At 72.1% G+C, this 26,075-nt stretch carries 26 protein-coding genes and 1 pseudogene; 12 read left to right on the top strand and 15 right to left on the bottom strand.

What is annotated here, in order from left to right; genetic code table 11:
* Nucleotides 1–77 precede the first annotated feature (77 nt).
* The 3 genes and pseudogenes from ACWGKQ_RS23735 (at nucleotide 78) to ACWGKQ_RS23725 (ending at nucleotide 2,009) form a co-directional block, all read left to right on the top strand.
* Nucleotides 78–1,039 (top strand): annotated as a pseudogene (locus ACWGKQ_RS23735) (AraC family transcriptional regulator).
* Nucleotides 940–1,704, top strand: a complete 765-nt coding sequence (locus ACWGKQ_RS23730) for an AzlC family ABC transporter permease (RefSeq protein WP_453293943.1) — start codon at nucleotides 940–942, stop codon at nucleotides 1,702–1,704. Before ACWGKQ_RS23735 ends, ACWGKQ_RS23730 begins: the two are co-directional and overlap by 100 nt.
* A complete protein-coding gene (locus ACWGKQ_RS23725) occupies nucleotides 1,701–2,009 on the top strand; it encodes an AzlD domain-containing protein (RefSeq protein WP_453293942.1) in 309 nt (102 codons plus the stop codon). Before ACWGKQ_RS23730 ends, ACWGKQ_RS23725 begins: the two co-directional genes overlap by 4 nt.
* 57 nt (nucleotides 2,010–2,066) lie before the next feature.
* On the opposite strand, the gene ACWGKQ_RS23720 is transcribed toward ACWGKQ_RS23725, so the two are convergent.
* Complete coding sequence (locus ACWGKQ_RS23720) at nucleotides 2,067–3,011, bottom strand: hypothetical protein (RefSeq protein ID WP_453293941.1); 945 nt, start codon at nucleotides 3,009–3,011, stop codon at nucleotides 2,067–2,069.
* Nucleotides 3,012–3,091: 80 nt separating this feature from the next.
* Here ACWGKQ_RS23720 and ACWGKQ_RS23715 point away from each other — a divergent pair, with 80 nt between their 5' ends.
* Together ACWGKQ_RS23715 and ACWGKQ_RS23710 are read left to right on the top strand one after the other, a co-directional pair.
* Nucleotides 3,092–3,286: a DUF3046 domain-containing protein gene (locus tag ACWGKQ_RS23715; protein WP_453293940.1), complete on the top strand. Its 195-nt coding sequence runs from the start codon at nucleotides 3,092–3,094 to the stop codon at nucleotides 3,284–3,286.
* Between the two features lie 60 nt (nucleotides 3,287–3,346).
* Entirely contained in the window at nucleotides 3,347–4,609 is a 1,263-nt protein-coding gene (locus ACWGKQ_RS23710; RefSeq protein ID WP_453293939.1) for an AI-2E family transporter, read from the top strand.
* Nucleotides 4,610–4,643: 34 nt separating this feature from the next.
* Here the strand turns inward: ACWGKQ_RS23710 and ACWGKQ_RS23705 are convergent, their stop codons facing one another.
* The 4 genes from ACWGKQ_RS23705 to ACWGKQ_RS23690 form a co-directional block, all read right to left on the bottom strand.
* Entirely contained in the window at nucleotides 4,644–5,456 is an 813-nt protein-coding gene (locus ACWGKQ_RS23705; protein ID WP_453293938.1) for a hypothetical protein, read from the bottom strand.
* Nucleotides 5,457–5,546: 90 nt separating this feature from the next.
* On the bottom strand, nucleotides 5,547–6,710 hold the full coding sequence (locus tag ACWGKQ_RS23700) for an oxygenase MpaB family protein (RefSeq protein WP_453293937.1): 1,164 nt from the start codon (nucleotides 6,708–6,710) through the stop codon (nucleotides 5,547–5,549).
* Nucleotides 6,711–6,788: 78 nt separating this feature from the next.
* The gene (locus ACWGKQ_RS23695) at nucleotides 6,789–7,841 is read right to left on the bottom strand and encodes a polyprenyl synthetase family protein (protein WP_453293936.1); all 1,053 of its coding nucleotides are present in this window, start codon (nucleotides 7,839–7,841) and stop codon (nucleotides 6,789–6,791) included.
* On the bottom strand, nucleotides 7,834–8,121 hold the full coding sequence (locus ACWGKQ_RS23690) for a polyprenyl synthetase (protein ID WP_453293935.1): 288 nt from the start codon (nucleotides 8,119–8,121) through the stop codon (nucleotides 7,834–7,836). The genes ACWGKQ_RS23695 and ACWGKQ_RS23690 overlap by 8 nt, the downstream gene beginning before the upstream one ends.
* Nucleotides 8,122–8,606: 485 nt before the next feature.
* On the opposite strand from ACWGKQ_RS23690, the gene recA reads away from it, so the two are divergent.
* The 4 genes from recA (at nucleotide 8,607) to ACWGKQ_RS23670 (ending at nucleotide 14,416) form a co-directional block, all read left to right on the top strand.
* Entirely contained in the window at nucleotides 8,607–9,737 is a 1,131-nt protein-coding gene (gene recA, locus ACWGKQ_RS23685; RefSeq protein WP_453293934.1) for a recombinase RecA, read from the top strand.
* A 4-nt stretch (nucleotides 9,738–9,741) separates the two neighbouring features.
* Nucleotides 9,742–10,554: a recombination regulator RecX gene (gene recX, locus ACWGKQ_RS23680; protein ID WP_453293933.1), complete on the top strand. Its 813-nt coding sequence runs from the start codon at nucleotides 9,742–9,744 to the stop codon at nucleotides 10,552–10,554.
* Between the two features lie 97 nt (nucleotides 10,555–10,651).
* Complete coding sequence (locus tag ACWGKQ_RS23675) at nucleotides 10,652–13,180, top strand: ABC transporter permease (protein WP_453293932.1); 2,529 nt, start codon at nucleotides 10,652–10,654, stop codon at nucleotides 13,178–13,180.
* Nucleotides 13,181–13,456: 276 nt separating this feature from the next.
* A complete protein-coding gene (locus tag ACWGKQ_RS23670; protein WP_453293931.1) occupies nucleotides 13,457–14,416 on the top strand; it encodes a sugar ABC transporter substrate-binding protein in 960 nt (319 codons plus the stop codon).
* Here ACWGKQ_RS23670 and ACWGKQ_RS23665 read toward each other — a convergent pair.
* The 7 genes from ACWGKQ_RS23665 to ACWGKQ_RS23635 form a co-directional block, all read right to left on the bottom strand.
* On the bottom strand, nucleotides 14,413–14,823 hold the full coding sequence (locus tag ACWGKQ_RS23665; protein ID WP_453293930.1) for a rhodanese-like domain-containing protein: 411 nt from the start codon (nucleotides 14,821–14,823) through the stop codon (nucleotides 14,413–14,415). The two genes, ACWGKQ_RS23670 and ACWGKQ_RS23665, sit on opposite strands and share 4 nt — an antisense overlap.
* Complete coding sequence (locus tag ACWGKQ_RS23660) at nucleotides 14,820–15,368, bottom strand: cysteine dioxygenase (protein ID WP_453293929.1); 549 nt, start codon at nucleotides 15,366–15,368, stop codon at nucleotides 14,820–14,822. Before ACWGKQ_RS23660 ends, ACWGKQ_RS23665 begins: the two co-directional genes overlap by 4 nt.
* 228 nt (nucleotides 15,369–15,596) lie before the next feature.
* Nucleotides 15,597–17,252 carry an FAD-dependent monooxygenase gene (locus tag ACWGKQ_RS23655; protein WP_453293928.1) on the bottom strand — a complete coding sequence of 552 codons (1,656 nt, stop codon included), beginning with the start codon at nucleotides 17,250–17,252 and terminating at the stop codon, nucleotides 15,597–15,599.
* Between the two features lie 237 nt (nucleotides 17,253–17,489).
* Complete coding sequence (locus ACWGKQ_RS23650) at nucleotides 17,490–18,392, bottom strand: amino acid ABC transporter permease (protein WP_453293927.1); 903 nt, start codon at nucleotides 18,390–18,392, stop codon at nucleotides 17,490–17,492.
* On the bottom strand, nucleotides 18,389–19,054 hold the full coding sequence (locus ACWGKQ_RS23645; RefSeq protein ID WP_453293926.1) for an amino acid ABC transporter permease: 666 nt from the start codon (nucleotides 19,052–19,054) through the stop codon (nucleotides 18,389–18,391). Before ACWGKQ_RS23645 ends, ACWGKQ_RS23650 begins: the two co-directional genes overlap by 4 nt.
* A gap of 109 nt (nucleotides 19,055–19,163) precedes the next feature.
* Entirely contained in the window at nucleotides 19,164–20,000 is an 837-nt protein-coding gene (locus tag ACWGKQ_RS23640; RefSeq protein ID WP_453293925.1) for a glutamate ABC transporter substrate-binding protein, read from the bottom strand.
* Nucleotides 20,001–20,071: 71 nt separating this feature from the next.
* Entirely contained in the window at nucleotides 20,072–20,848 is a 777-nt protein-coding gene (locus tag ACWGKQ_RS23635; RefSeq protein ID WP_453293924.1) for an amino acid ABC transporter ATP-binding protein, read from the bottom strand.
* A 317-nt stretch (nucleotides 20,849–21,165) separates the two neighbouring features.
* On the opposite strand from ACWGKQ_RS23635, the gene ACWGKQ_RS23630 reads away from it, so the two are divergent.
* Nucleotides 21,166–21,852 carry a response regulator transcription factor gene (locus ACWGKQ_RS23630; protein ID WP_453293923.1) on the top strand — a complete coding sequence of 229 codons (687 nt, stop codon included), beginning with the start codon at nucleotides 21,166–21,168 and terminating at the stop codon, nucleotides 21,850–21,852.
* Between the two features lie 9 nt (nucleotides 21,853–21,861).
* Nucleotides 21,862–23,259 carry an ATP-binding protein gene (locus ACWGKQ_RS23625; protein WP_453293922.1) on the top strand — a complete coding sequence of 466 codons (1,398 nt, stop codon included), beginning with the start codon at nucleotides 21,862–21,864 and terminating at the stop codon, nucleotides 23,257–23,259.
* A gap of 173 nt (nucleotides 23,260–23,432) precedes the next feature.
* On the opposite strand, the gene ACWGKQ_RS23620 is transcribed toward ACWGKQ_RS23625, so the two are convergent.
* Nucleotides 23,433–24,431 (bottom strand): TAXI family TRAP transporter solute-binding subunit, encoded by a 999-nt coding sequence (locus ACWGKQ_RS23620; protein ID WP_453293921.1) that lies wholly within the window; start codon nucleotides 24,429–24,431, stop codon nucleotides 23,433–23,435.
* Nucleotides 24,432–24,525: 94 nt separating this feature from the next.
* On the opposite strand from ACWGKQ_RS23620, the gene ACWGKQ_RS23615 reads away from it, so the two are divergent.
* Nucleotides 24,526–24,960, top strand: a complete 435-nt coding sequence (locus ACWGKQ_RS23615) for a pyrophosphohydrolase domain-containing protein (protein WP_453293920.1) — start codon at nucleotides 24,526–24,528, stop codon at nucleotides 24,958–24,960.
* A gap of 34 nt (nucleotides 24,961–24,994) precedes the next feature.
* Here ACWGKQ_RS23615 and ACWGKQ_RS23610 read toward each other — a convergent pair whose 3' ends face one another.
* Both ACWGKQ_RS23610 and ACWGKQ_RS23605 read right to left on the bottom strand, forming a co-directional pair.
* Nucleotides 24,995–25,354, bottom strand: a complete 360-nt coding sequence (locus tag ACWGKQ_RS23610; protein ID WP_453293919.1) for a DUF6204 family protein — start codon at nucleotides 25,352–25,354, stop codon at nucleotides 24,995–24,997.
* Between the two features lie 66 nt (nucleotides 25,355–25,420).
* Nucleotides 25,421–25,972: a histidine phosphatase family protein gene (locus ACWGKQ_RS23605; RefSeq protein ID WP_453293918.1), complete on the bottom strand. Its 552-nt coding sequence runs from the start codon at nucleotides 25,970–25,972 to the stop codon at nucleotides 25,421–25,423.
* Nucleotides 25,973–26,075: the final 103 nt, after the last annotated feature.

Below are 26,075 nucleotides of genomic sequence, written 5' to 3'. Positions count from 1 at the left end.
GGCGGGCGGACGGGAGGCGGGAGCAGGAGCAGTGGCCGAGGGCGGTCGGGTGGGGCCGGGCGGTCGACAATGGGCGTATGAGCGGAGCGGACGAGCGGGCGCGGCACTGGCGGTACGAGGCGTTGCCCGGTGTCGATCTGCTGCGTGCCCGGTACATCCACAAGACGTTCGTCCGGCACACCCACGAGCACTTCGTGATCGCCGCCATCGCGGACGGCGTCGATGTCTTCCACCACCGGGGCTCCGACGTGTCCGCCGGCGCGGGGGCGCTCGCGCTGGTCAACCCCGACACCCCGCACACCGGGCGGGCCGGGGTGCCCGAGGGCTGGCGTTACGGGGCGGTCTACCCGACGCCGGACCTCGTGGCGGGGATCGCTGCCGAGACCACCGCGATCCGGGGCACCCCCGGCTTCGTCAGTCCCGTGCTCGAGGACCCGTACGGCGTCGCCCTCGTGCACCGGGTGCTGCGCGCCGTCGACGAGGGCAACGCGCTCGCCGCCGACACCTTGCTGCGCGTCGCGGTCACGAGGCTGCTGCGGCTGAACGGCGGCCCGCTGCCGCAGCGGCAGGTCCGCACCGCCGGCGCCCGGCTCGCCGCACGCGCGCGTGCCGTGCTGGAGGAACGGATGGCCGAGCCGCCGACCCTGGAGCGGCTCGCCACCGACCTCGGCACCAGCCCCTTCGCGCTGCTGCGGGCGTTCCGAGATGTCTACGGCATGCCGCCGCACACCTGGCTGACCGATGCCCGGGTGCGCCGCGCCCGGCTGCTGCTGGACGCGGGCACGACGCCCGCCGAGGCGGCCGTCACGGTCGGCTTCACCGACCAGCCGCACCTCAACCGTCACTTCGCCCGGATCGTCGGCGTCCCGCCGGGCGCTTACCAGCGCGAGCGCAAGAACGTACAAGACGCGCGGGACGGCCGCCCGTAGCGTCCTGGGCGTGGCACAACAGACAGCACTCGCAGACATACGCGGCGAAGACGGGCCGAAGCCGGACTCCGCCGTCGTCCGGGACGCCCTCGGGGTCGGGGTCGCCGTAGGACTGTCCGGGTTCGCCTTCGGGGTGACCTCGGCTGGCAGCGGGCTCGGCCTGCTCCAGACCTGCGCGCTCAGCCTCCTGGTGTTCACCGGGGCCTCCCAGTTCGCCCTGGTGGGCGCGCTCGCGGCCGGCGGCAACCCGCTCACCGCGGCGGCCGGCGCCTTCTTCCTGGGCGTGCGCAACGCGTTCTACGGGCTGCGCCTCTCACAGGTGCTGGCCCTCCCGCGCGCGGTGCGGCCGTTCGCCGCCCAGTGGGTGATCGACGAGACCACCGCGGTCACCCTGGCCCAGCCGACGCGGCGCGCCGCCCGGCTCGGCTTCACCGTCACCGGGCTCAGCCTGTACGTGCTGTGGAACCTCACCACCCTGCTCGGCGCGCTCGGCGCCAAGGCCGTCGGGGACACCGACGCCTGGGGTCTGGACGCGGCCGGACCCGCCGTCTTCCTGGCCCTGCTCGCCCCCATGCTGAAGACCACGACCGACCGCGCGGTCGCCGCCCTCGCGGTGCTGCTGGGACTCGGCCTGCTGCCCGTGCTGCCGGCCGGGGTGCCGGTCCTGGTGGCCGCGCTGGCGGCACCGGCCGCCCTGTTCGTCTCCGGCCGCCGGTCAGGCCGCCGGGCCGACCGCGACCGTACCCCCGACGAGGCACCCGAGGAGACCCGGTGAACTTCTGGATCGCGATCGGCGCGACCGCCCTCGGCTGCTACGCCGTCAAGCTCGCCGGACTGCTGGTGCCCGCCGGGGTGCTGGAGCGGCCGGTGGTGCGACGGCTGGCCGCCCTGCTGCCCGTGGCCCTGCTCGCGGCCCTCACGGCCCAGCAGACGTTCGCCGACGGGCACGCGCTCGTGCTGGACGCCCGGGCCGCGGGGCTCGGGGCGGCCGCCGTGGCACTGGTGCTGCGCGCGCCCTTCCTGGTCGTCGTCGCAGTCGCCGTGGCGGTCACGGCGGGGCTGCGCGCCGTCACCGGCTGACACTGCCGCTACCCGACTGCCGCTACCCGACTTCCGATTTCCGGCATCCGATCTCCGTCACCCCACGAAGCGGCCGTACGCCCTGAGCGTGTGCAGGGCCTCGATCGTCACCACGGGACGCGCCTCCAGGGCGGCGGCCGGCGCCCACTGGCGCCAGCGGATCGGCCAGCCGCCGTCCGCCTCCTGCTCGGCGGTGAGGAAGTCGAGCGAGCGGCTCATCTCCTCGTCGGTGAACCACGCGCGCGCGAGCGAGTCCGGAGACCTCGCGAAGTCGTGCGGGAAGTGGTGCTCGCGCGGGGCGTAGCCGGGTGCGACCGGGTAGGCGTCGAGGCGCTCCGGGTCCAGCGCGGCCAGTCGCTGCTCGCGCACCAGGCGGCCCAGCCGGTCGGCGGTCGCCTCCGCGCGCGAGCGGTCGGGCACCGTGTCCAGGAAGGCGACCGCGGCCTCGATCTCGTAGGGGTGCGACTTCTCCAGGTACTCGATCGCCTGCCAGCAGAAGTCGGTGGCCCGGAACAGCCACGCGTGCCAGACCTCGTTGCGGTGCAGCAGGCCCACCACCGGACCGGTGGCGAGGAGCTCGCTGGGAGGGTTGTCGACGACCGGGACGAACGGTGCCGCGGGATAGCCGCGCTGGCTCGGACGGACCGCCGGCAGTGCCCCGTCCGCCGTGGAGACGGCCGTCAGGTAGCGGCACACCCGCTCCACCCGCTGCCCGCCGCACCGCTCGACGGCGTCCAGGACCCGCAGGGCCCGCCCGGTGTGCAGCGGCTGGCTCACCGGGCCACGCAGATCGGGTTCCAGCGCGTGTCCGTAGCCGCCGTCCTCGTTGCGGTAGGCGTCCAGTGCCGTCTCCACCGGATCGGGGCCGCCGTTCAGGAAGTGGTACGAGAAGAGACGCTGTTCCAGCACGCGCGCGGTGAGCCACACGAACTGTTCGGCGCGGGAGAGCGGGGAGTGCGCCGGGGGCGTAGGGGGGAGTGGGGAAGCTCCGGTTTCGGCCATGCGAAAGACCGTAGGGCGGAAAGCGGTCTCGGCAAGCGCTCCCGGGCAGGGCCCACTCTCAGGGGCGGGATACTGGTGTCATGCGGTTGACGGTCTTCTGGCAGCGGATGGCGGAGCACTTCGGTTCCGGGTACGCCGACACCTTCGCGCGCGATCATGTGATGACGGAGCTCGGCGGGCTGACGGTGCACGAGGCGCTGGACTCCGGCTGGGAGGCCAAGGACGTGTGGCGTGTGGTCTGCACGGCCATGAACGTTCCGGGGGAGAGGCGCTGACCGTGCACGAAGACCGGACACCGGCCACGTGTTGTCAGTGGCGTGGGCGAGACTTGCACCGTGGCACTCACTGACGACGACGGGCGGACCGCCCAGGACGCATCCCCGGTCGACACGGTCGACACGACGCCGCGCGCCGGATCCCCGGCCGCCGGCGCCGCGGCACCGGGTGCCCGCATGCCGCGCTGGCTGCCGCGCGCCATGGTGCTGGCGCTCGCCCTCGTCGCCGCCTTCCAGCTGGGCAGCTGGGCCTTCCACCAGCTCACCGGGCTGCTGATCAACGTCCTCATCGCGTTCTTCCTGGCGCTGGCCATCGAGCCCGCGGTGAGCTGGATGGCCTCCCGCGGCATGCGCCGCGGCTTCGCGACCTTCCTGGTCTTCCTCGGCCTGGCGATCGCGGTCGCGGGCTTCGTCACCCTGCTCGGCTCGATGCTGGCCGGGCAGATCAACAAGATCGTCGAAGACTTCCCGGACTACCTGGACTCGGTCATCAACTGGGTCAACGAGACCTTCCACAGCCACGTGAGACGGGTCGACGTCCAGGAGGGCCTGCTGCACTCCGACTGGCTGCGCAAGTACGCGCAGAACAGTGCGGCCGGCGTGCTCGACGTCTCCGGACAGGTGCTCGGCGGCCTGTTCCAGCTGCTGACGATCACCCTGTTCGCCTTCTACTTCGCCGCCGACGGCCCCCGGCTGCGCCGCACCCTGTGCTCCGTACTGCCGCCCGCCCGCCAGGCCGAGGTGCTGCGCGCCTGGGAGATCGCCGTCGACAAGACCGGCGGCTATCTCTACTCGCGCGGTGTGATGGCGCTGATCTCCGGCATCGCCCACTACATCCTGCTGGAGGCCCTGGGTGTGCCGTACGCGCCCGTGCTGGGCGTCTGGGTGGGGCTGGTCTCGCAGTTCATCCCCACCATCGGCACCTATCTCGCGGGCGCGCTGCCGATGCTGATCGCGTTCACCGTCAACCCCCTGTACGCGGTGTGGGTGCTGGTGTTCGTCGTGATCTACCAGCAGTTCGAGAACTACATGCTCCAGCCCAAACTGACCTCCAAGTCGGTCGACATCCACCCGGCGGTCGCCTTCGGCTCGGTCATCGCGGGCACCGCGCTGCTCGGCGCGGTCGGCGCGCTGATCGCCATCCCGGCGGTCGCCACCCTCCAGGCGTTCCTGAGCGCCTATGTGAAGCGCTACGACGTCACGGACGACCCGCGGGTGCACGGGCATCGCCGGCGCGGTGCGGGCGGCCCCGGGCTGCTCACGCGCGCGCGGCGGCTGATATGGCAGCGGCCCGCCGAGGGGCCCGGGGAGGGCTCGGCCTGACGGCCGCCGTGATCAATGACGGTCACGGCCGCCGCTACCGGTAGGCGAGGACCGCCCATGCCCCGGCCACGGCCACCGCGGCCGCGTAGCAGCCCACGGCCACGGCCACGACCCGCCACCGGACCTGTCCGCTCCAGGAGGTGCGGGACAGCAGCCAGGCCAGTGCCGGCAGGACCAGCACCGCGTGCAGGCTGACCCCGTGCAGCGGCTTGAGCGGGGCCGTCGAGTCGTACGCCGCCTCCTGGTGCCCGGTCCGGACGAGCACCACCCCGCGCGCGATCATCGCGGCCCCCGAGGCCAGCGCCACCAGCAGGATCGCGAACCCGGAGCGCACCGCGAGCGCCATGCCCACGGGACCGGCCGGCCGGCTGCGGAAGGACGCCACCGCGAAAACGGTGAGCAGCACCACCAGGACCCCGCCGCCCACCGCGAGCGACATGGAGACCGCCGTGTCGAAGGGCGTCTCCATGTCGAGGTGTGAGGGCACCCGCCGCCACGCCTGGAGGGTGATCCCGCCCACCTCGACCACACAGTCGGCGGCGAACACGAGCAGCAGTACGGTCCGCAGCCGCTCCCCGATCTTCAGATACGAGGTGACCCAGGTGACCGCGATCAGCGTCAGCCCGAAGGAGAGCCCGAACGTGACGGGCTTGCGCCAGGACACCGGCCCGTACCAGGGGCCGCCGTCGACCGCGAACACCACCAGATGCGCCAGACCGGAGAGGACGAGCAGCGCACCGGTCGTGTGACAGAGACGCTCGGCGGAGCGCACCCCGGTCAGCGGGTTCGCCGGTGGCTTCCGTGGCTTCCGTGGCGGCCGGGGCGGACTCTTCAGGGAGGAAGGCATGCGCCCAGCCTCCCGGGGCCCGCCCGCGCGGTCGTCGTCCGGCCGAAGACAGCCGCCGTACGCCGTGCGGAGTAGGGGATGCGGGGGGGATCAGGAGACCGTGGCGGCCGGCGGCGTCCACCGCCGGGTGCGGGGTACGGCGCCCGGGACGCCGTAGTCCTTCCTGAGGTGTTCGGGGATGGCGTAGTGCATCACGCGGCCACGGGTGAGCGAGGACAGCTCCAGGACGGTGGTGAGGTGGCCGAGGCGGTCCAGGGCCCAGGCGCCCAGCGGGGAGCGGTCCTCGATGGTCTCCAGGACGCCGAGGAGGTGCGGCACCGCCTTGACCACGGTGTCCCACGGGGTGCGCGGCACCTCCAGCCAGTCGGCGCAGGTGTCGCCGACCAGGTGGCGGATCAGGGCCGAGACGATCGGGTCGAAGAAGGTGCCGGGGACGACCTCTTCGTAGAGGTCGATGAGCTGCCGGGTGAGGACCACGCCCTCCTCGGAGGGGCCCATGTGCCGGACCATGTACAGATCGAGGAAGGCGCGCGCCTCGTCGAGGGTCTTCGGGACGGCCTCCTGGTCGACGCCCAGCATGGCGCCCACCACCCGCCACGCGTAGTAGTACGCCTCCGCGCCCTCCGTGGACAGATGGACGCCCAGCCGGTGCAGGCTGTCGAGGACCAGCATGGAGAAGAACATCATCTGCCCGCCGATCATGTCCTCCTGGCAGATCGGCGTGCCGAGCGCCTCGGTGTCCCAGCGGCTCTCGCGCTTGAGGTGGTGCCGGATGGAGGCGTGCAGCAGGCGCACCTTCTGGGCGGCCGGGATGAAGCGGCTGCCGGATTCGAAGGCGTCGGGCTGCATGAGATGGACGGTGAACTGACCGGTCTCCGCCATGCGCTTGGACGGGTACCTCAGCCCGTGGGTGGCCGACAGCAGCTTCGCCACGCGCGGGACGACGTAGCAGGCGGGCATGGAGGCGAAGGACAGCGCGGTCGAGATGTGCACGTTGTTGTCGATGAAGAACAGCCGGGCCTTCTCCATCTCGCCCCAGTCCACCCAGGACGGCGGCACCCGTGTGGCCTCCAGGTACTCCCGCGCGACGTCGGGCAGCCCGTCCGGCAGGGGCGCGCCGGCGGTGGAGACGTAGCGCATCAGGGTGTTGAACGTGCCCACCTCCCCGCGCTCGAAGAGTGCGGCGACCGTGGCGTCGGCGAGTTCGTCACCGGCGTTCCGCAGGGTGTCCATCGAGGCCTCGGTGTGGGGCACGGCAGGGCTCCTTGTCATCACGGGTCATCGCAGGTCATCGCGGTTCATCGCTTGTGTCGTCCGGGCCACCCGTGGGTGTCAGGACAGGCGGACCGTGGCCGAGTGGGCCAGCGAGGTCAGGGCGCCGGCGGCGGGGGCCGGCACGTTCAGTCCGTGGAGGGCGTCGAGGGCTTCCGCGACCCGCGCGCCGATCATGTGCTCGATCCGGTCGGGTGCCCCGAGCCGGCACATCACCTCGCGGACCGCGTCCAGGCCGGCCGCGTCCAGGTCACGGCTGCCGAGCAACGCGCCCAGCAGCTCCCGGTCGTCGGCACGGGCGAGGCGCCAGGTCTCCGCGAGCAGGGCGGTGGGCCGGTGGCCGCGCACGTCGTCGGCGTTGGCCTTGCCGGTGTGCTCCGGTGCCCCGAACAGGCCGAGCAGGTCGTCGCGCAGCTGGAAGGCCTCGCCCAGCGGCAGCCCGTACGCGGAGTACCCCGCGCGCAGCCGCTCGCCTGCCCCGGCCAGGGCGCCGCCGATCAGCAGGGGCTGCTCGACGGTGTACTTGGCGGTCTTGTAGCGGATCACCTTCAGCGAGGCCATGGTGTCCGGACCGGCTCCGGTGCGCAGGATCTCCAGGCACTCGCCCGCGATCAGTTCCCGGGCCAGTACCGACCACAGGGGGCGGGCCCGGGCGAGGTAGGCGGCGGGCAGCCCGGAGGTCGCGAACAGCTGACCGGCCAGTGACATCAGCAGATCGCCCACGAGCATGGCCAGCGACCGCGCGGTGTCGTCGGCGTGCGGACGGTCCGCTACGGCAGCACGCAGGGCGAGGTGCGGGGTGGGGCGCCCGTGCCGCAGCGGGCTGTCGTCGATGAGGTCGTCGTGTACGACGGCGGCGGCGTGCACGAGTTCCATGGAGGCCGTCGCCCGCACCAGCGCGTCGCTGTCCGGCTGGCCCACCGCACGCCAGCCCCAGTAGCAGAACGCCGCCCGCAGCCGTTTGCCGTCCGTGACCGCAGCCTCCAGTTGCTCGGCCACCGGGGCCAGGAGCGGGTCGACCGCCGCGAACAGGTCGGCCTCCTGGGCGACGAACCCGCGCAGTACCTCGTCGACGCGGTTCTTGAAGGCGCCCGGATCCCACCGGTCAGTCATCGCGGGCGGTCCGCCGGACGAGGGCGTGCCGGGCGAGGATCTCCAGATGGGCCGGGGGCACGGCCGCGTACCGGTCCAGGACCAGGCGTCCCCGCGCGGTGAGGTCGTGCTCGGCCTCCGCCGCCAGTGCGCCGGCGTCGGAGCGGCGCAGCAGCCCCCGTAACGTGCCGAAGGCGGTGCCCACCGTGCTCACCGCCAGATCGGCCAGTCCCGCGGCCAGCAGTACGGCCTGCTCGTCCAGACCGCGTCGTCCCGTCTGCTGTCCCGTCTCACGTGTCATGCGCTCTCCCACCCACGGCACACAGGGGCGGCGCCGCTTCCCGGCCGCCTCTTCGAGCATCGCGGCACGACGGACGTGGGCATGCGGAAACTCACGATCGGGTGAACGCCTTGCCGGGTGGTGCGGATCGCCGTGCCGCGCTCCCGCTTCCGGCTGCCGCCCCCGGCGCGGTGCGCGCGCCCCCCGCTTCGGCCCGACGCGCCGCCCGGAGTCCAAGGGCGAGCGGCGGGTGAGCGGTGGGTGAGCACCCTGCGGGGAAGTGGCGGGAGTACTGCGTGGTGCGCTTGACACAAAAATCGAACATCCATTCTTATGGGAGCTCCGGAACGATTCGCGGCGGGGATCCCAGCGGCAGTTCGACACGGTTTCGGTGGAGAGATCCCCGAGTTATCCACAGGCCGAACCGGCGTCGGGGCGCATTGTCAGTGGCAGGCGTTAGCGTCTTTGACGTGAAGCGATCGACTCAAGCAAACCGGGTGGAACCCATGGCAGGAACCGACCGCGAGAAGGCGCTCGACGCCGCGCTCGCACAGATTGAACGGCAATTCGGCAAGGGCGCGGTCATGCGCATGGGTGACCGGACGAAGGAGCCCATCGAGGTCATCTCGACCGGGTCGACCGCGCTCGACGTCGCCCTGGGTGTCGGTGGCCTGCCGCGCGGCCGGGTCGTGGAGATCTACGGACCGGAGTCCTCCGGCAAGACGACCCTGACCCTGCACGCCGTGGCCAACGCGCAGAAGGCGGGCGGCCAGGTCGCGTTCGTGGACGCGGAGCACGCCCTCGACCCCGAGTACGCGCAGAAGCTCGGCGTCGACATCGACAACCTGATCCTCTCCCAGCCGGACAACGGCGAGCAGGCCCTGGAGATCGTGGACATGCTGGTCCGCTCCGGTGCCCTCGACCTCATCGTCATCGACTCCGTCGCCGCGCTCGTCCCGCGCGCGGAGATCGAGGGCGAGATGGGCGACAGCCACGTCGGTCTGCAGGCCCGCCTGATGAGCCAGGCGCTGCGGAAGATCACCAGCGCGCTCAACCAGTCCAAGACCACCGCGATCTTCATCAACCAGCTCCGCGAGAAGATCGGCGTGATGTTCGGCTCCCCGGAGACCACGACCGGCGGCCGCGCGCTGAAGTTCTACGCCTCGGTGCGACTCGACATCCGCCGCATCGAGACCCTGAAGGACGGCACCGAGGCGGTCGGCAACCGCACCCGGGTCAAGGTCGTCAAGAACAAGGTCGCGCCGCCCTTCAAGCAGGCCGAATTCGACATCCTCTACGGCCACGGCATCAGCCGCGAGGGCGGCCTGATCGACATGGGCGTGGAGAACGGCTTCGTCCGCAAGGCCGGCGCCTGGTACACGTACGAGGGCGACCAGCTCGGCCAGGGCAAGGAGAACGCGCGCAACTTCCTCAAGGACAACCCCGACCTGGCCAACGAGATCGAGAAGAAGATCAAGGAGAAGCTGGGCGTCGGCGTCCGCCCGGAGGAGCCCGCCGCCGAGCCGGGCGCGGACGCGGCGGTCACCACCGCGGCCGCGGACGACGCGGCGAAGACGGTGCCCGCCCCGGCTGCCGCCAAGGTCACCAAGCCCAAGGCTGCCACCGCCAAGAGCTGACGCCGTGACACGACGAACCGACTGGGCCGACCACGAGTACACGTCCCCCGGTGCCCCACGGGGGAGGGGCACCGGGGGCGACCCGGGCTCCACCGGGGGCGGCGACGAGGCCTACGGCACGGGCGGCGGCAACCACGGGGGCGACGGCGCGTACGACGACGGTACGCACGGCGGCCCGGGCGGGCGCCGCGGGCACGGATCACCCGGCCGTGGCTCGCGGAAGCCCGGGACGCGCCGTCGGCGTGGCTTCGGCGAGCCGTCCGGTGAGGACGGGGGTTCCTCCTCCTCGTCGAGGGCCGAGCAGGAGGAACCTCCAGCGGACCCGGCTGAGCGGGCGCGGGCGATCTGCCTGCGCCTGCTCACCGGGACCCCGCGCACCCGGAAACAGCTCGCGGACGCCCTGCGCAAGCGGGAGATCCCGGACGACGTCGCCGAGGAGGTGCTGTCGAGGTTCGAGGAGGTCGGGCTGATCAACGACGGCGCGTTCGCCGACGCCTGGGTGGAGTCCCGGCACCACGGGCGGGGACTGGCCCGGCGGGCACTCGCCCAGGAACTGCGCACCAAGGGCGTCGACGCGGCGCTCGTCGACGAGGCCGTCGCCCAGCTCGACTCCGACCAGGAGGAGGAGACGGCCCGCGAACTCGTCGCCCGCAAGCTCCGCGCCACCCGGGGCCTGGACCGCGACAAGCGGATCCGCCGCCTCGCCGGCATGCTCGCCCGCAAGGGGTACTCCGAGGGCATGGCCCTGCGGATCGTCCGGCGCGCGCTGGAGGAGGAGGGCGAGGACACGGAGTTCCTCGCGGACGGGGACTTCTGACGGGGCGGCAGCCTCGAAGGGGGTGGGGTTAACCCCCCGCGAAGACGCCGGACCACCGCAGTGCCCGGGGACCCCCGCGTCCACGACGGTGTACGCCATGATGCTGCGCTACGCCCTCAAGACCGTCCGCGCCCGCAAGGCCGGCTTCCTCGGCGCCTTCCTCGCCCTGCTCTGCGCGGCCGCCCTGATCTCCGCCTGCGGCACCCTCCTGGACACCGGCCTGCGCGGCACGATCCGTACCGAGCGCTACGCGGCGACCCCGGTCGTGGTCTCCGCCGACCAGTACGTCCACCGGACCACCGTCAAGCACAAGAAGGGCAGGACCAAGGTCAAGCACAAGGCGAAACCCATCGCCGAGCGCGCCTGGCTGCCGGCCGGCCTGGAGGCCGGGCTCGCCCGTACGCCCGGCGTCGCCCGGGTGGTGCCCGAACTGACCTTCCTCGCCCAGCCGTCGACCCCGGCCGGCACCGGCGGCCGTACCGCCTACGGGCACGCCTGGGAGTCCGCCGCGCTCACCCCGTACCGGCTCGTCACCGGCACCGCGCCCCAGGCGGCCACCGATCTGGTCGTCGACCGCGACCTCGCCGCACGCGCCCGGCTACGGCCCGGCGACACACTCACCGTGCAGTCGACGCAGGCCCCGCGTGCCTACCGGATCACCGGGATCGCCGCCCCGGCCACGGACGTACGCCACCAGACGGCCCTCTTCTTCTCCGCCGCCGAGGCCCGCAGGCTGGCCGCGCACCCCGGGCAGGTCACCGCGTTCGGTGTGCTGCCGGCGCACGGTACCGACCCGGAGCGGCTGAAGCAGGCCCTGGCGCGGACGCTGCGCGGCACCACCGCCCAGGTCTCCACTGGAGACGCCCGTGGTCCTGTCGAGTTCCTGGACGCGGCCGCCGCCCGGGTCCGGCTGGTCAGCATGGGCGGCGCCATGGGAGGGACCTCGCTGCTCGTGGCGGTCCTGGTGGTCGTCGGCACCTTCGCGCTCACCGTCCAGCAGCGCCACCGCGAACTCGCCCTGCTGCGCGCCATCGCCGCCACACCGGGACAGATCCGCCGCCTGCTCGGCCGCGAGGCCCTGATCATCGGCGCCGTCGCCGGCACGCTCGGCGCACTCCTCGGCCTGCCGCTGGGCGCTTGGCTGCACACCAGGTTCGTCGCGCTCGGCGCCGTACCCGCCGCGCTTCAGCACACCACCGGTGTCGTCCCGCCCTTCGCCGCGCTCGCCGCGACCCTGGCAGGTGCCTGGACGGCCGCCCGTATCGCCTCCCGCCGCATCACCCGGATCCGACCGACCGAGGCGCTGGCCGAGTCCCGCGTCGAGCCGGCCCGGCCAGCCCGGGGCAGGATCGCCGCCGGTCTGCTGCTGCTCGCCGGTGGGGTCGTCCTCGTCGTGCTGCTCACCTCCCTGCGTACCGAACCCGCCTCGACCCCTGTCACCTTCCTCGCCGTCGTGGTCCTCGCCACCTCCGTCGCGCTCCTCGGCCCGCTGCTGGTCAGGGCGGCCGCGCTGCTGCTCGCCGGTCCGCTGCGGCTCACCGGGCACGGCGGCCGGCTCGCCACCGCCAACCTGCGTGGCAACGCCGCCCGGATGGCCTCTGTCGTCACCCCTCTCACCCTGCTCATCGGCATGACCTGCACCGTGCTGTTCGTCCAGTCCACCCTCGGCGACGCCGCCCGCGCCCAGGCCCGCGCCGGGGTCACCGCCGACTGGGTCGTGGCCGCCCGGGGACCGGGCGTACCGGCCGAAGCGGCCCGGCGGTTGCGGACGGACCACGACGCCGTCACCGAAGTGGTCCGCACCACCGTCCGTATCGGACTCGACAAGTACCCGGCCCAGGGCGTCACCCCCGAGGGCCTCACCCGCACCTGGGACCCCGAGGTCACCGCCGGCTCCCTCGACCGGCTCACCGACCGCACCGTCGCCGTCAGCGAACTCGCCGCCGGTCAGCACCACCTGAGGCCCGGCAGCACCCTGGCCCTCACCCTCGGGGACGGCACGCCCGCCACGCTCACCGTCGCCGCCGTCTACGCCCGGGGTCTCGGCTTCGGCGACCTCACCTTCGCCCATGACCTCGTCTCGCACCACGTGGACAACCCGCTCGCCTCCTCCGTCCTCGTCAGCACCGCCCGTACACAAGCACAACTCGCGACTACCCTCCGTGAGTTCCCGGGGCTCCGGATTCTCTCGCCGGCCGCCGCCGACTCCCTCCAGGCCGACCGGCAGCAGGACAACGCCGAGGTCAACTACCTGGCCATGGGGCTGGTCCTGGCCTTCACCGCCATCGCCGTCGTCAACACGCTCGCCATGTCGGTCGCCGACCGTGTGAGGGAGTTCGCGCTGCTCAGGCTGGCCGGGGCCACCCGTCGCCAGGTGCTGCGGATGCTGCGCACCGAGGTGCTGTCCGTCCTGACGCTCGCCACGGCGCTCGGCAGCGGCATCACGTTGGCCGTACTGACCGCGTTCAGCATCGGCATGACGGGCCGGGCCGCGCCGACGGTCACGCCGTTGCTGTACGTGACCGTCGTGGCGACCGCCGCGCTGCTCGCGCTGGTGGCCGCGGCACTTCCCGGACGGGTGGCGCTGCGGGTGCTGGCGGTGACGGCAGCGACGGCGAGGGACTAGGTGCCCCGTCTCCGAAGGACAGGACCGGACCCCGGCCTCCAAAAGGACAGGGGCCAGACCCCGGCTTCCGAAAGGACAAGGGCCGGACCCCGGCTTCCGAAAGGACAGGGCCCCGGATGGCTGCGGCGTGTGCACTCTTAGCGTGCGCGCGCGGGCGGGTTCGTTCTGTTTGGGGTGGCGGTAGCTTCGCCCGGTCCCGCCACTCGCCGGGATCCCCGTGCGTCGGCAACTCCCCTGAGGAGTCGGCGAGTTCGTGCGCCCGAAAGGCGGCCCCCCATGCCCGGAACTGCTCGTACCCGAAGAGCCCTGGTCGCCTTCGGACTCGTGGCCGGGCTGGGGCTGGGCGGCTGTGCGTTCGACTCGACCGAGACGAGCGGTGACGACGGCCCGCTGGTGATCGGCTTCGTGAACGGCGGGTCCACCCAGTTCCACACCTGCCTGCAGCGGGCCGTGGTGAAGACGGCCAGGGACAACTTCGCCAGGATCATCACGGCCGACTCGCATCAGGACGCGGCACAGGAACTGTCCAACATCGAGGACATGATCGCGCGCAAGGTGGGCGTGATCATCATCCAGACGGTCAGTACCGACGCCCTGGGGAAGGACATCGCGAAGGCCCGGAGCGCACACATCCCCGTCTTCCTGACCTCGGTCGACGCCGATCCCTCCGACATCCTCGGGGCGGTCGTCGTGGATCTGAAGGAGGTGGGGAGGCTGGACGCGGAATGGGTCGCCGACGCCGCGGGCGGACGCCAGGTGCGGGTCGGAGTGGTCGCCGGGGCGCCCGGTGCCGCCTCCGACCTGCTCGTCGGCGGCTTCACCGAGGCGCTGCCCGCCAATGCGAAGGTGGTCGCCGACCAGCCGGGCATGTTCGACGCGGCCAAGGCGAAGAGTGTCGCCGCGAGCATGATCAAGGCCCATCCCGACCTGGACTACGCGTTCGTCGCCAACGAGGAGATGGCCTTCGGCGTGCGCAAGGCGTTCGACGCGGCCGGAGGCACGGGGGTGAAGATCGTCAGCGTCAACGGCACGGACGAGGGGCTGGCGGCCCTCAAGGACGGACGGTTCGCCGCCACGGTCTCCAACTCGGCCGCCGACATGGGCCAGTTGGCGGTGGAGAACACGATCGCCCTGCTGCGTGACGAGAAGACGGACAAGATCGCCAAGGCGCGGATCAGACTGGTCACCAAGGACGACGCGGACATCGCCCCGGTGTACTGCCCCACGGACGACTAGGACGTGACCGGCAGCCCCGCTGCCTTCCATGCCTGGAAGCCGCCGATCAGGTCCGTCGCGCGGTGCAGGCCCAGCTGGTGCAGGGAGGCGGCGGCCAGGCTGGAGGCGTAGCCCTCGTTGCAGATCACGACGACCTGGATGCCGTGGCCGGTGGCCTCCGGGGTCTTGTGGCTGCCCTGGGGATCCAGCCGCCACTCCAGCTCGTTGCGCTCTATGACGAGGGCGCCGGGTATCACCCCGTCCCGCTCGCGCAGCGCCGCGTACCGGATGTCCACGAGCAGGGCATCGCCGGTGCGCGCCGCGTCGTACGCCTCCTGCGCCTCGATGCGCCGGTAGCCCGCGCGTACCCGCTCCAGCAGCTCGTCGATGCCCACCGGGGGCGGCTCCACCGGTTCCGTGCCGCTCACTGCCAGTCCTCCGGGCGCTCGACCTGCTCCAGGCGCAGCACCGGGCCGCTGCGGCTGTAGCGGCGGATCCGGGGCAGCGGGGGGTAGTAGGCGTGGACGGAGACCGCGTGGTGCTCGGTGGACTCGTTGAGCACCTCGTGGACGTGGTGGCGGCCGAAGGCGCGGCCCTTGCCCGTCGGCAGCCGGCGTTCGCGGTCGACGTCCTCGGAGAGTTCCAGGGTCTTCCAGCCGTCGGTGGGCAGCCGCGCTGCCAGCGAGTTCTCCTTGAGCTCGCCGGACGCGGTGAGGAAGGCGCCGACCGACTCGGCGTGGTCGTGCCAGCCGGTGCCGGAGCCGGGCGGCCAGCCGATCAGCCAGGCCTCGCTGCCGGCGGGGCCGTCGAGCCGCACCCAGGTGCGGCCCTCGGGGTCGAGCGGGAGCGAGGCGATCAGCTCGGCGTCGGCGGCCGTACGCCGGACGAAGTCGAGGAGGTCCGCCTGGGTGGGCGCGGCGCCGGGCGCAGCGGAGGTGGAGGGAACGGAGGAAGCAGAGAGGGAGGCAGACACGTGCACCGATCCTGACGAGGGTTCGCAGAAGCGGGCGCAGACGGCGCCCGGAGAGGAGAGAAGTGCGAAATCAGCAGGACGGAAGACACACGCAGCCCGCATAGCGGACCAGGTCCACATGGACCTTCCGCCACAGGCGCACAGTCGTGTCGTTCACGATCCGGAGTACACCATGCTGGTGCGGGCCGGTCAACTCACCGTCAGAATGTGGACCACGGGTGGCCCCGGTCACCGCGCGGGGTAACCGGCCTCCGCCCCGGCCTCCGCCTTCTGCTCCGACTCCTCGGCCTCCTCGGTCCGGCCGGTCTTCTCCTGGTCCTTGCCGCCCAGTGTCGCCTCGGCCGCCGCGTACAGATCGGCGGGGCGGACCCCGTTCAGGGCGGTGACCAGATGGCCGTCGGGGCGCACGAGCAGCACGGTGTGCGCCGGTGCGCCGGGGTAGGCCTCGGCGACCAGCAGCTCGGCATGGTGGGGCAGCGCGGTCACGGCCGCCGCGAGCCGGGGCATGATCCCGGCGGAGACCCAGTGCTTGCGGTCCCACACCCCCGTACCGGGCGCGACGAGGACGACGAGCAGCGCGCCGCGGCCCAGCCGTGAGCGCAGCTGTACGAAGGTGCCGTCCTCCGCGGTGACCCGGACATCGGTGACCGGGGTGCCCGGCGGGGTGTCGACCGGGATCTCGTGCTCCAGGTGCCGGGGTGCGAGGGGCGAGTCGGCGTACGCCCCCGGCGCGCCGAGCGGGCCGTGCCCCAAGTGACCGTCCGTGAGGAGCGCGTCGTGCCCCCGGGACGTGCCGGGGACGAACCCGCGCAGCCCGCCACCGCCGCGCAGCACCGGCAGTACCTGGTCGGCGGCGCGCAGCCGGGCGGCGACCGCCGCGCGCCGCTCGGTCTGGTAGCTGTCGAGCAGCGCCTCGTGCGGGCCGTGGTGCCAGGCCGGGGCCAGCTTCCAGGCGAGGTTGTCGACGTCCCGCAGCCCCTCGTCGAGGCCGTGCGTCCCGAGCGCGCCGAGCAGGTGGGCGGCGTCCCCGGCAACGAACACCCGGCCCACCCGCCACCTGCGGGCGAGACGGTGGTGCACGGTGTGGACTCCGGTGTCGAGCAGGTCGTACGGCGGGGTGGTGCCGCCGGTCCAGCCCGCGAGGGTCTCGCGGATCCGGGTCACGAGCAGCTCGGGCGTGACCAGGTCCTTGCCGGGCGGGAGCAGCCAGTCCAGGCGCCACACGCCGTCCGGGAGGGGGCGGGCGGTCACCTCCCCGGCCGAGGGCCCGGACATCCGCCACGGCGGTGTCCGATGGAGCAACGCCTGACCGGGCCACGGAAGTTCCGTGCGCAGCGCGGCGACCGCGTGCCGTTCCACCGCCGTACGGCCAGGGAACCGGATGTCCAGGAGCTTGCGTACGGTCGAGCGGGGGCCGTCGCAGCCCACCAGGTAGCTGCCGCGCCACCAGGTGCCCCTGGGGCCGCGGGTGTGCGCGGTGACCCCGGAGCGCTCCTGTTCGACGGTGTCCAGACGGCTGTCGGTGACGACCCTGACCAGCGGTTCGTCGGCGATCGCGGCGCGCAGGGCGTCGGTCAGCACATGCTGCTCGATGTGCAGCGGGGACGGCTCGCCGGCATCGTCGAAGACCACCTCGCGCATCACCTGCCGGCGCCGCATCGACCGCCAGCCGGTCCAGCGCAGGCCCAGGTCGTCCAGGGGCGCGCCGCTCAGCCTCGTCACCAGGGCCGCGGTGTCCTCGCGGAGCACCACCGTGCGCGCCGGGCGCGGCTCGTCCTTGCCCGGGCCCTCGTCCAGGACGACGGACGGCACCTCCTGGCGGGCCAGCGCCAGGGCGAGCGTGAGCCCGACGGGCCCCGCTCCGACGATGATCACCGGGTCCACGGCGCGGCGCCCCCTGCCCGTACGCAAGTCCCGACGGACATGGATGAACAAGTGGTTGGAGCAGGGTGCACGATCACAGAACGTATGCAACAGACTGGGCGCCACCCGGTCAAGCGGCGCACCCGGGGACACGTCAGCATGGCGGGCGCGCGGAGCCCGTCAGGCCGCTGGAAACGCGGCGGAGGCGGCGACCGTGCGGCCGCCGCCTCCCTGCCCGGTGCGCGGGTTGACTCCGGGTCAGGCGGAGGCTCCCGAGCCGTAGGCGCCGGCCACCTCGGCCGCGTTCAGGTCCTGGACGTCCTCGGCGCCGAGGACCGCGCCCGTACCCCGCTTGCTGCGCCGCAGCCGGCGCTCCAGCCAGGAGGCGAACGTGGTGAGCGCGAGGTTGAGCACGATGAAGATCACCGCGACGACGACGAAGCTGGGGATGACGTTGGCGTAGTTGGCGGCGAGTGTGCCGCGCGCCGTGAGCAGTTCCGTGAACTGCAGCATCACACCGCCCAGCGCGGTGTCCTTCACCACCACCACGAGCTGGCTGACGATGGCCGGCAGCATCACGGTGACCGCCTGCGGCAGCAGGATGCCCGTCATCGTCTGCCCCTTGCGCAGCCCGATGGCGTACGCCGCCTCCGTCTGCCCCTTGGGAAGCGCGAGGACGCCGGCCCGTACGACCTCGGCGAGCACCGAGGCGTTGTAGAGCACCAGGCCGGTGACGACCGCGTACAGCGGCCGTTCGTCGCTGCCGACGTCGGTGGAGCGGACGTAGAACTCCTGGGCGAACAGCATCAGCAGCAGGACCGGGATCGAGCGGAAGAACTCCACGATCCAGGCCGCCGGGATCCGCACCCAGGCGTGGTCGGACATGCGGGCTATCCCGAAGACCGCGCCCAGCGGAAGGGCGATCACCATGGCGAGCGCGGCCGCCTTGAGGGTGTTGCCGAGGCCCGGCAGCAGATACGTGGTCCACGCCTCGGAAGTGGTGAACGGCTGCCACAGGTCCCACTTCAGCTGGCCCTTGTCGTCCAGCTTCCGCCAGACCCACCAGGCCAGCAGGGCGAGCAGCAGCACGAAGACGACGGAGAGGACCACATTGCGCCGTCTGGCGCGGGGCCCGGGGGCGTCGTACAGGACGGAGCTCATCGCTTCACCGCCAGGCGCTTGGCGAGTCGGCCGAGGAACAGGCCGGTCGGGAGGGTCAGGACCACGAAGCCGAAGGCGAAGACCGCGCCGATGGACAGCGTCTGGGCCTCGTTCTCGATCATCGTCTTCATCAGGGCGGCGGCCTCGGCCACGCTGATCGCGGCCGCCACGGTGGTGTTCTTGGTCAGCGCGATCAGGACGTTGGCCAGCGGGCCGATCACCGCGCGGAAGGCCTGCGGCAGCACGATCAGCCGGAGGGTCTGCGAGAAGTTCAGCCCGATCGCGCGGGCCGCCTCGGCCTGTCCGACGGGCACGGTGTTGATGCCGGAGCGGATCGCCTCGCAGACGAAGGCCGCGGTGTAGGCGGTCAGGCCGAGTACCGCGAGGCGGAAGCCCTGCACCTTGAAGTCGGAGGCACCGAGCGTCACCCCGAAGATGTCGGCGAGGCCGAGCGAGGTGAAGATGATGATGACCGTCAGGGGGATGTTCCGGACGATGTTGACGTAGGCGGTGCCGAACCCGCGCATCAGCGGGACCGGGCTGACCCGCATCGCGGCCAGCAGGGTGCCCCAGACCAGGGAGCCGACGGCGGAGAGGACGGTCAGCTTCACCGTCGTCCAGAACGCCCCTAGGACGTCGTAGCCTTGAAGAAAGTCGAACACGATCTCCCGCGCTTCCGGGTGTGTGGCGTACGTGGAGGGCAGGGCGCGCCGCCGCCGGGGAAGCGGTGGCGGACGGCGCGTCCGAGTGGGTCCCCTGGAGAACCGCGCCTTACTTGACGATCACGCCGACCTTCGGGGCGGGCTCGTTCTTGTAGTCCGCCGGGCCGAAGTTCTTGTCGACGGCCTTCTGCCAGGACCCGTCGCCGACCATCTTCTCCAGCGCCTTGTTGATCTTGTCGATGGTCGCGGTGTCGCCCTTCTTGACGCCGATGCCGTAGTTCTCGTTGCTCAGCTTCAGGCCGGCGAGCTTGAACTGGCCCTTGTACTTGTCCTGTGCGGCGAAGCCCGCGAGGATCGAGTCGTCCGTGGTCACCGCGTCGACGGAGCCGCTCTGCAGGCCGGCGATGCACTCCGAGTAGGTGCTGACCTCCTTGAGGTTGGCCTTCGGGGCGATCGTCTGCTGGATGTTCTGCGCCGAGGTCGAACCCGTCACGGAACACAGCTTCTTGCCGTTGAGGTCCGCGCCCTTGGCGATCGTCGAGTCCTTCTTGACCAGCAGGTCCTGGTGGGCCAGCAGGTACGGGCCGGCGAAGTCCACCTTCGCCTTGCGCTCGTCGGTGATCGAGTAGGTGGCCGCGATGAACTTCACGTCACCGCGCGCGAGGGCGCTCTCCCGGTCGGCGCTCTTGGTCTGCACGAACTCGATCTGGCTCGGCGTGTAACCGAGCTGCCCGGCGACATAGGTGGCCACGTCCACGTCGAAGCCCGAGAAGGAACCGTCGGGCTCCTGGAGGCCGAGACCGGGCTGGTCGTACTTGATGCCGACCTTGATCTTGCCGCCGCCCGAGGAACCGCTGTCGTCCTTGTCGCCGCTGCCGCACGCCGTGGCGGACAGGGCGAGCGCGAGCACGGCGGCAGAGGCGGCGGTGACCTTGCGGAGCTGCATGATGAACATCCCTCGTTGTGGTGAAGACGTCTGTGAAGGCGCCCGGGAAAAGCAAGCGGGTTCTGCCGCGCTCAGTGGTGCAGGATCTTCGACAGGAAGTCCTTGGCCCGGTCGCTGCTCGGATTGCTGAAGAACTGGTCCGGCGTGGCCTGTTCGACGATCCGGCCGTCGGCCATGAAGACCACCCGGTTCGCGGCCGACCGCGCGAAGCCCATCTCGTGGGTGACGACGATCATCGTCATGCCGTCCCGGGCCAGCTGCTGCATGACCTCCAGGACCTCGTTGATCATCTCCGGGTCGAGGGCCGAGGTCGGCTCGTCGAAGAGCATGACCTTCGGGTCCATCGCCAGCGCCCGGGCGATGGCCACGCGCTGCTGCTGGCCGCCGGAGAGCTGCGCGGGGTACTTGTCGGCCTGGGTGCCCACACCGACCCGGTCGAGCAGGGCGCGGGCCTTCTCCTCGGCCTGCTTCCGGTCCGCCTTGCGGACCTTGACCTGCCCGAGCATCACGTTCTCGAGCACGGTCTTGTGGGCGAAGAGATTGAAGGACTGGAAGACCATGCCGACGTCGGCGCGCAGCCGGGCCAGCTCCTTGCCCTCCTGGGGCAGCGGCCTGCCGTCGATGGTGATCGTGCCGGAGTCGATGGTCTCCAGGCGGTTGATGGTGCGGCACAGAGTGGACTTGCCGGACCCGGAGGGCCCGATCACCACGACGACCTCACCGCGGGCGATCGTCAGGTCGATGTCCTGGAGCACATGCAGGGCGCCGAAGTGCTTGTTGACGCTCTTCAGGGTGACCAGTTCGCCGGTCGCGGCCACGTCTTGCTTGGTCACCGATACTTCGGTCATCGCTTTCGGGCTCCGTCCTCCTCGGTTTCGGAGGAATGTAGTTTTCGCCGATGACCAGCGTCATTACATCTGAGGGAGATCTGAGCATCACGATCCGATAGCAATCGGGCACGTGTTGTAGCAGCATGGGCGGTTCGCGTATCGGCCGCGTAACGGAACCCGCGCGCCGCCGGAACCCACTTGACGCCGTCGGCGTCCATCAGCGTGACTGCCCTGTGCACGCGCGCGTGCGCGCGTTTTCTACAATGCGCGGGTTTTCCAGAGACAAGCCGACGACGAACCACGACCGTACGACCGCTGAACCGGAGGGGGCCGGAATGAGACTGCTGCTCGTCGAGGATGACAACCACGTCGCCGCCGCACTCTCCGCGGTGCTGGCCCGGCACGGGTTCTCCGTCACCCACGCCCGCAGCGGCGAGGAGGCTCTCAAGGCCCTCGTCCCCGACAGCGACGGCTACGACGTCGTCCTTCTCGACCTCGGCCTGCCCGACCAGGACGGCTACGAGGTCTGCGGCAAGATCCGCAAACGCACCAGCACCCCGGTGATCATGGTGACGGCCCGCTCCGACGTCCGCTCCCGCATCCACGGCCTCAACCTCGGCGCCGACGACTACGTGGTGAAGCCGTACGACACCGGGGAACTGCTCGCCCGGATCCACGCCGTCAGCCGGCGCACCCACCACGAGGACGGCTCGGGCGACGGCGACAGCGCGCTGCTGCTCGGCGCCGTCCGGATCGAACTGCCCACCCGCCAGGTCAGCGTGGACGGCAAGGCCGTCCAGCTCACCCGCAAGGAGTTCGACCTGCTGGCGCTGCTCGCCCAGCGGCCCGGCGTGGTCTTCCGCCGGGAGCAGATCATCAGCGAGGTCTGGCGCACCAGTTGGGAGGGGACCGGCCGCACCCTGGAGGTGCATGTCGCGTCCCTGCGCGCCAAGCTGCGCATGCCCGCGCTGATCGAGACCGTACGCGGCGTGGGCTACCGGCTCGTCGCCCCTGCCGGGTAGCGGGGACGGGTGCGCACACGTCTCCTTCCGCTGCTCATCGTCCTGCTGGCGGCCGTCCTGCTCGCGCTCGGCGTTCCGCTCGCCGTCAGCACGGCCGCCGCGCAGCAGCAGAAGGTCGTCGTCGACCGTATCGACGACACCGCGCGGTTCGCGGCCCTCGCCCAGTTCGTGACCGACACGCCCACCACCGCGCGCCCCATGAGCACGGACGACCGCCTGGAGACCCTCCGCCGCGAACTGGCCAGCTACTACGGCGTCTACGGCATCCGCGCGGGCGTCTTCTACCGGAACGCCTCCTCCATGGCCAACGCGCCCGACGACTGGGTGCTCCCGGCCACCGGCGAGGTCCGGGAGGCCTTCGGCGAGGCCCTGCTCAGCCGCCGCAGCCACGACCCCGCGCAGGTGTGGCCCTGGCAGCGCAGCCGGCTCGTCGTGGCCTCGCCGGTGATCCGGGACGGGGACGTGGTCGCCGTGGTGGTCACCGACTCGCCCACCGGCCCGATGCGTTCGCGCACCCTGCGCGACTGGCTGGTCATCGGCGCCGGCGAGGTCGCGGCGATGCTGCTCGCCGTCGGCGCGGCGCTGCGGCTGACCGGGTGGGTGCTGCGGCCGGTACGGGTGCTCGACGCCACCACGCACGCGATCGCCAGCGGCCGGCTCAAGTCCCGGGTGGCGGCGGCCGGCGGTCCGCCGGAACTCAGACGGCTGGCCCGGGCGTTCAACGAGATGGCGGACAACGTCGAGGACGTGCTGGAGCAGCAGCGGGCCTTCGTCGCCGACGCCTCCCACCAGCTGCGCAACCCCCTCTCCGCACTGCTGCTGCGCATCGAACTGCTCGCGCTCGAACTCCCCGAGGGCAACGAGGAGATCGCCTCGGTCCGCACCGAGGGCAAGCGGCTCGCGCAGGTGCTGGACGACCTGCTCGACCTGGCGCTGGCCGAGCACGCCGACGCGGACCTGATGCTGACCGACATCGGGCGGCTGGCGGAGGAGCGGATCGCCGCGTGGGCGCCGGCCGCCGCGGCGAAGGGGGTCCGGCTGACCGGGGTGTGCACGCCGACCACCGGGTGGGCCGACCCGGTCACGCTGTCCAGCGCGCTGGACGCGGTGATCGACAACGCGGTGAAGTTCACGCCGGAGGGGGGTGCGGTGGAGGTGACCGTGAGCGCCGACGGTGACGTGTCGACGGTCGTGGTGACCGACACCGGGCCGGGGCTGACGGACGAGGAACTCGCGCGCGTGGGGGACCGGTTCTGGCGCAGCGGACGGCATCAGAACGTGAAGGGGTCGGGGCTGGGGCTGTCGATCACGCGGGCGTTGCTGGCGACGGGCGGGGGTTCGCTGTCGTGCGAGCACGGTGAGCCGCGGGGGTTGCGGGTGACGGTTTCGGTGCCGCGGAGCGGGTGAGGGAGGGAGGGGTGGGTGGGTGCGGTGGTGGATCGGGTGCGGGCCGGTGGGGGCTTGTCGCGCCCACGCGGCGGAGCCGCACGGTGATACCGCCCCGCGCCCCTTTCGGGGCGCTTCCGCTGAGGCTGCTCAAAAGGCTCCGCCTGCTACGGGTCGTTCCCCTCAACCTTCCTTCAGGGCTTGACCGAGCGGTAGTACCGCCTGGCCCCCTCCTGCAGCGGCAGCGGGTCTGTGTAGATCGCTGTGCGCAGGTCCACCAGTTGGGCCGAGTGGACGTGGTTGCCGATGTCGTCGCGGCTCTTGATGACCGTGCGGGTCACCCATTCGGTGAGGCGTGGGTCGACGTCCTTGCGGGTCATGAGGACGTTGGACACCGCGATCGTGGGCACCGTCATGCCCTGCTGGACGGACGGGTAGGCCGACTCCGGCATGTTGGTCGCCCGGTAGTAGAGCGCGGCCTCGCCCTCGGTGTGCAGCCTGGTGACGAGGTTCCCGCCGATCGGCACGAACGTGAAGCTGAACTTCTTCGCGAGGTCCAGCAGTCCCTTCGTCGGCAGCCCGCCCGACCAGAAGAACGCGTCGATCTTGCCCCGCCGCAGCTGGTCCGGGCCGGTGTCTATGCCCTCGGACACCGGTGTGATGTCCTTCACCGGGTCCACCCCGGCGGCCTTGAGCACCCGGTTGGCGATCAGCCGCACCCCCGAGTCGGGCAGCCCGACCGCCACACGCTTGTGCCGCAGCTGCGCGACGCTGGTGACGGCCGAGTCCCGGGGCACGACGAGCTGGACGTAGTCGTCGTAGAGGCGTGCCACCCCGCGCAGTTGTCCGGCACCCTGCCCGTCGTTCAGTTCGTACGTCTCCACCGCGTCGGCCGCCGCGATGGTGAAGTCGGCCCGGCCGGTCGCCACCCGCTGCACGTTCTCGTACGACCCGTTGCTCTGCACCAGCTTCACCTTCAGCCCCGGCATGTCCTTGCCCAGCTCGGTGCGCAGCCGTTCGCCGTACTCCTGGTAGACGCCGCGCAGCGTCCCGGTGCTGAAGGTGATCGTCCCGGTCGGCGGCTTCTCGCCCAGCGGCAGCAGCCACCACAGCAGCAGGCCGGACGCGACGAAGCAGGCGGCCGCGCCCTGGAGCGCGCGGCGCCTGCCGATACCGGGAAAGAGCTTGGGCATGCGCGCGATCCTGCCAGCAGGCCACGGTCCTGACCAGGGCCGGGGGCCCGGCGGCGGACCCGGACTGTCAGTGGCGGCCGCTACAGTCGTTCGCATGACCAGTTCCGTCCCCGGTGCCCCGACCGGCACCTCGCCCGCCCGCCTCGTCCGGGAGTTCCACCAGGCCTTCGGCCTGGACGCCCGCACCACGCCGACCGAGGTCTCCCCCGAACTGGCCGCGCACCGGGGGGAGCTGCTCGCCGAGGAGGCCGCGGAGGTCGCCGAGGTCGCGGTCGACGGGCCCCTCGACCGGCTCGCGCACGAGCTGGCGGACGTGGTCTACGTGGCATACGGCACCGCGCTGGTGCACGGGATCGACCTGGACGCGGTGCTCGCCGAGATCCACCGGTCCAACATGAGCAAGCTGGGGCCCGACGGGCAGGTGGCCCGCCGGGCCGACGGCAAGGTGCTCAAGGGCGAGCACTACCGGGCGCCGGACGTCTCGGCGGTGCTGCGCGGCCAGGGCTGGATACCGGGCGGCACCGCCTGACCCGGGGGCAGAGGGTGCCGCCCGCCGCCGCCCGTCAGCCCTGCTGCTGCGCCGCCGCCCGGCGCTGCCGCTTGCCGAGGGGCGCCTGGGAGAGGTCCTCCGCGCTGGACCTGAGGTTCTTGTAGCCGTAGCCGCGCTCGGTCAGCCACGCCCTGGCCGCCTCCTCGGCGCGCTCGGTCGCCTCCAGGATGTCCTCCTCTTCCTCCCCGGTGTCCTGGAAGCGGAAGGTGAAGGCCGGGCGGGCGGCGATGTCGTAGCTGAGGTGGCCCTCGGGCGTGAAGGCCGCGCGCAGCACGTCGTGCTCGGCGGCCCGGGAGAGCAGTTCGGCGCGTTGTCCGGCGCTGAGGCCGTCGAAGACGCCGCGGACGGTGACGCGGAAGGTGCGGGTGGTCATGGCGCGACCCTAGGCAGGACGGGGCGCACCGCTCCACCGCATTTCCGGCGCTCCACCGGACACCCGCTAGCCGCCGACCTGGCCGAGCCGCAGGTTCCAGCGCCCGGGTCCGCCCGTGATCTCCGTCGCCGACAGCGACGGCACGTCCACCCGCCAGAACGCGGCCTCGGGCGCCCCGAGCACATGCAGCACCATGGCCCGCACCACCTCCGGCTCCACCACGGCGACCGTCCTGCCGATGGTCAGGCCCGTCCGGTCCAGCCACCCGGTGACCCGCGCGCACAACTCCCGTACCGACTCGCCGCCGTGCGGTGCGGCGCCCGCGTCGGTCAGCCACTGGAGCAGCGCGTCGGGTTCGGCGGTGCCGACCTCCTCCAGCGTCCGGCCCCGCCAACGTCCCGCGTCCAGGCCCGACAGCTCGGGCTCCGCCGAGGCGTCCAGGCCCAGCGCGGCCGCCGTCTCCCGGCAGCGCACGCTGGGGGAGTGGACCTCCGCGCCCGCGGCCGGCAGGGACAGCGTCACCGCCCCGGGCTTCTCGATCGAGTCACCGTCGTCGAAGCGGGCCCGCCGCAACGAGGGGGTCATGGCCGGGGCTATGAGGATGACTCGGCAGGTCACGGGGCGGTTCCTCCATGGTCGTCCGTCGCATGCCGGCGGCAGCGGTGGGGGCGGATGCCGGCCGCGCACGACAGTACGCCGTCCGGCACCCGCACCAGGACCC

The sequence above is a fragment of the Streptomyces sp. NPDC054770 genome (assembly GCF_053611985.1).
This window is presented reverse-complemented; position numbering and strand designations above follow the sequence as displayed.

Bases quoted from the DNA above. Each gene is read 5' to 3' on its own strand.
- ACWGKQ_RS23720 (WP_453293941.1), bottom strand. From the start codon at position 3,011: ATGGCCGAAACCGGAGCTTCCCCACTCCCCCCTACGCCCCCGGCGCAC.
- ACWGKQ_RS23715 (WP_453293940.1), top strand. From the start codon at position 3,092: ATGCGGTTGACGGTCTTCTGGCAGCGGATGGCGGAGCACTTCGGTTCC.
- ACWGKQ_RS23705 (WP_453293938.1), bottom strand. From the start codon at position 5,456: ATGCCTTCCTCCCTGAAGAGTCCGCCCCGGCCGCCACGGAAGCCACGG.
- ACWGKQ_RS23695 (WP_453293936.1), bottom strand. From the start codon at position 7,841: ATGACTGACCGGTGGGATCCGGGCGCCTTCAAGAACCGCGTCGACGAG.
- ACWGKQ_RS23690 (WP_453293935.1), bottom strand. From the start codon at position 8,121: ATGACACGTGAGACGGGACAGCAGACGGGACGACGCGGTCTGGACGAG.
- recA (WP_453293934.1), top strand. From the start codon at position 8,607: ATGGCAGGAACCGACCGCGAGAAGGCGCTCGACGCCGCGCTCGCACAG.
- ACWGKQ_RS23675 (WP_453293932.1), top strand. From the start codon at position 10,652: ATGATGCTGCGCTACGCCCTCAAGACCGTCCGCGCCCGCAAGGCCGGC.
- ACWGKQ_RS23670 (WP_453293931.1), top strand. From the start codon at position 13,457: ATGCCCGGAACTGCTCGTACCCGAAGAGCCCTGGTCGCCTTCGGACTC.
- ACWGKQ_RS23650 (WP_453293927.1), bottom strand. From the start codon at position 18,392: ATGAGCTCCGTCCTGTACGACGCCCCCGGGCCCCGCGCCAGACGGCGC.
- ACWGKQ_RS23640 (WP_453293925.1), bottom strand. From the start codon at position 20,000: ATGCAGCTCCGCAAGGTCACCGCCGCCTCTGCCGCCGTGCTCGCGCTC.
- ACWGKQ_RS23635 (WP_453293924.1), bottom strand. From the start codon at position 20,848: ATGACCGAAGTATCGGTGACCAAGCAAGACGTGGCCGCGACCGGCGAA.
- ACWGKQ_RS23630 (WP_453293923.1), top strand. From the start codon at position 21,166: ATGAGACTGCTGCTCGTCGAGGATGACAACCACGTCGCCGCCGCACTC.
- ACWGKQ_RS23620 (WP_453293921.1), bottom strand. From the start codon at position 24,431: ATGCCCAAGCTCTTTCCCGGTATCGGCAGGCGCCGCGCGCTCCAGGGC.
- ACWGKQ_RS23615 (WP_453293920.1), top strand. From the start codon at position 24,526: ATGACCAGTTCCGTCCCCGGTGCCCCGACCGGCACCTCGCCCGCCCGC.
- ACWGKQ_RS23610 (WP_453293919.1), bottom strand. From the start codon at position 25,354: ATGACCACCCGCACCTTCCGCGTCACCGTCCGCGGCGTCTTCGACGGC.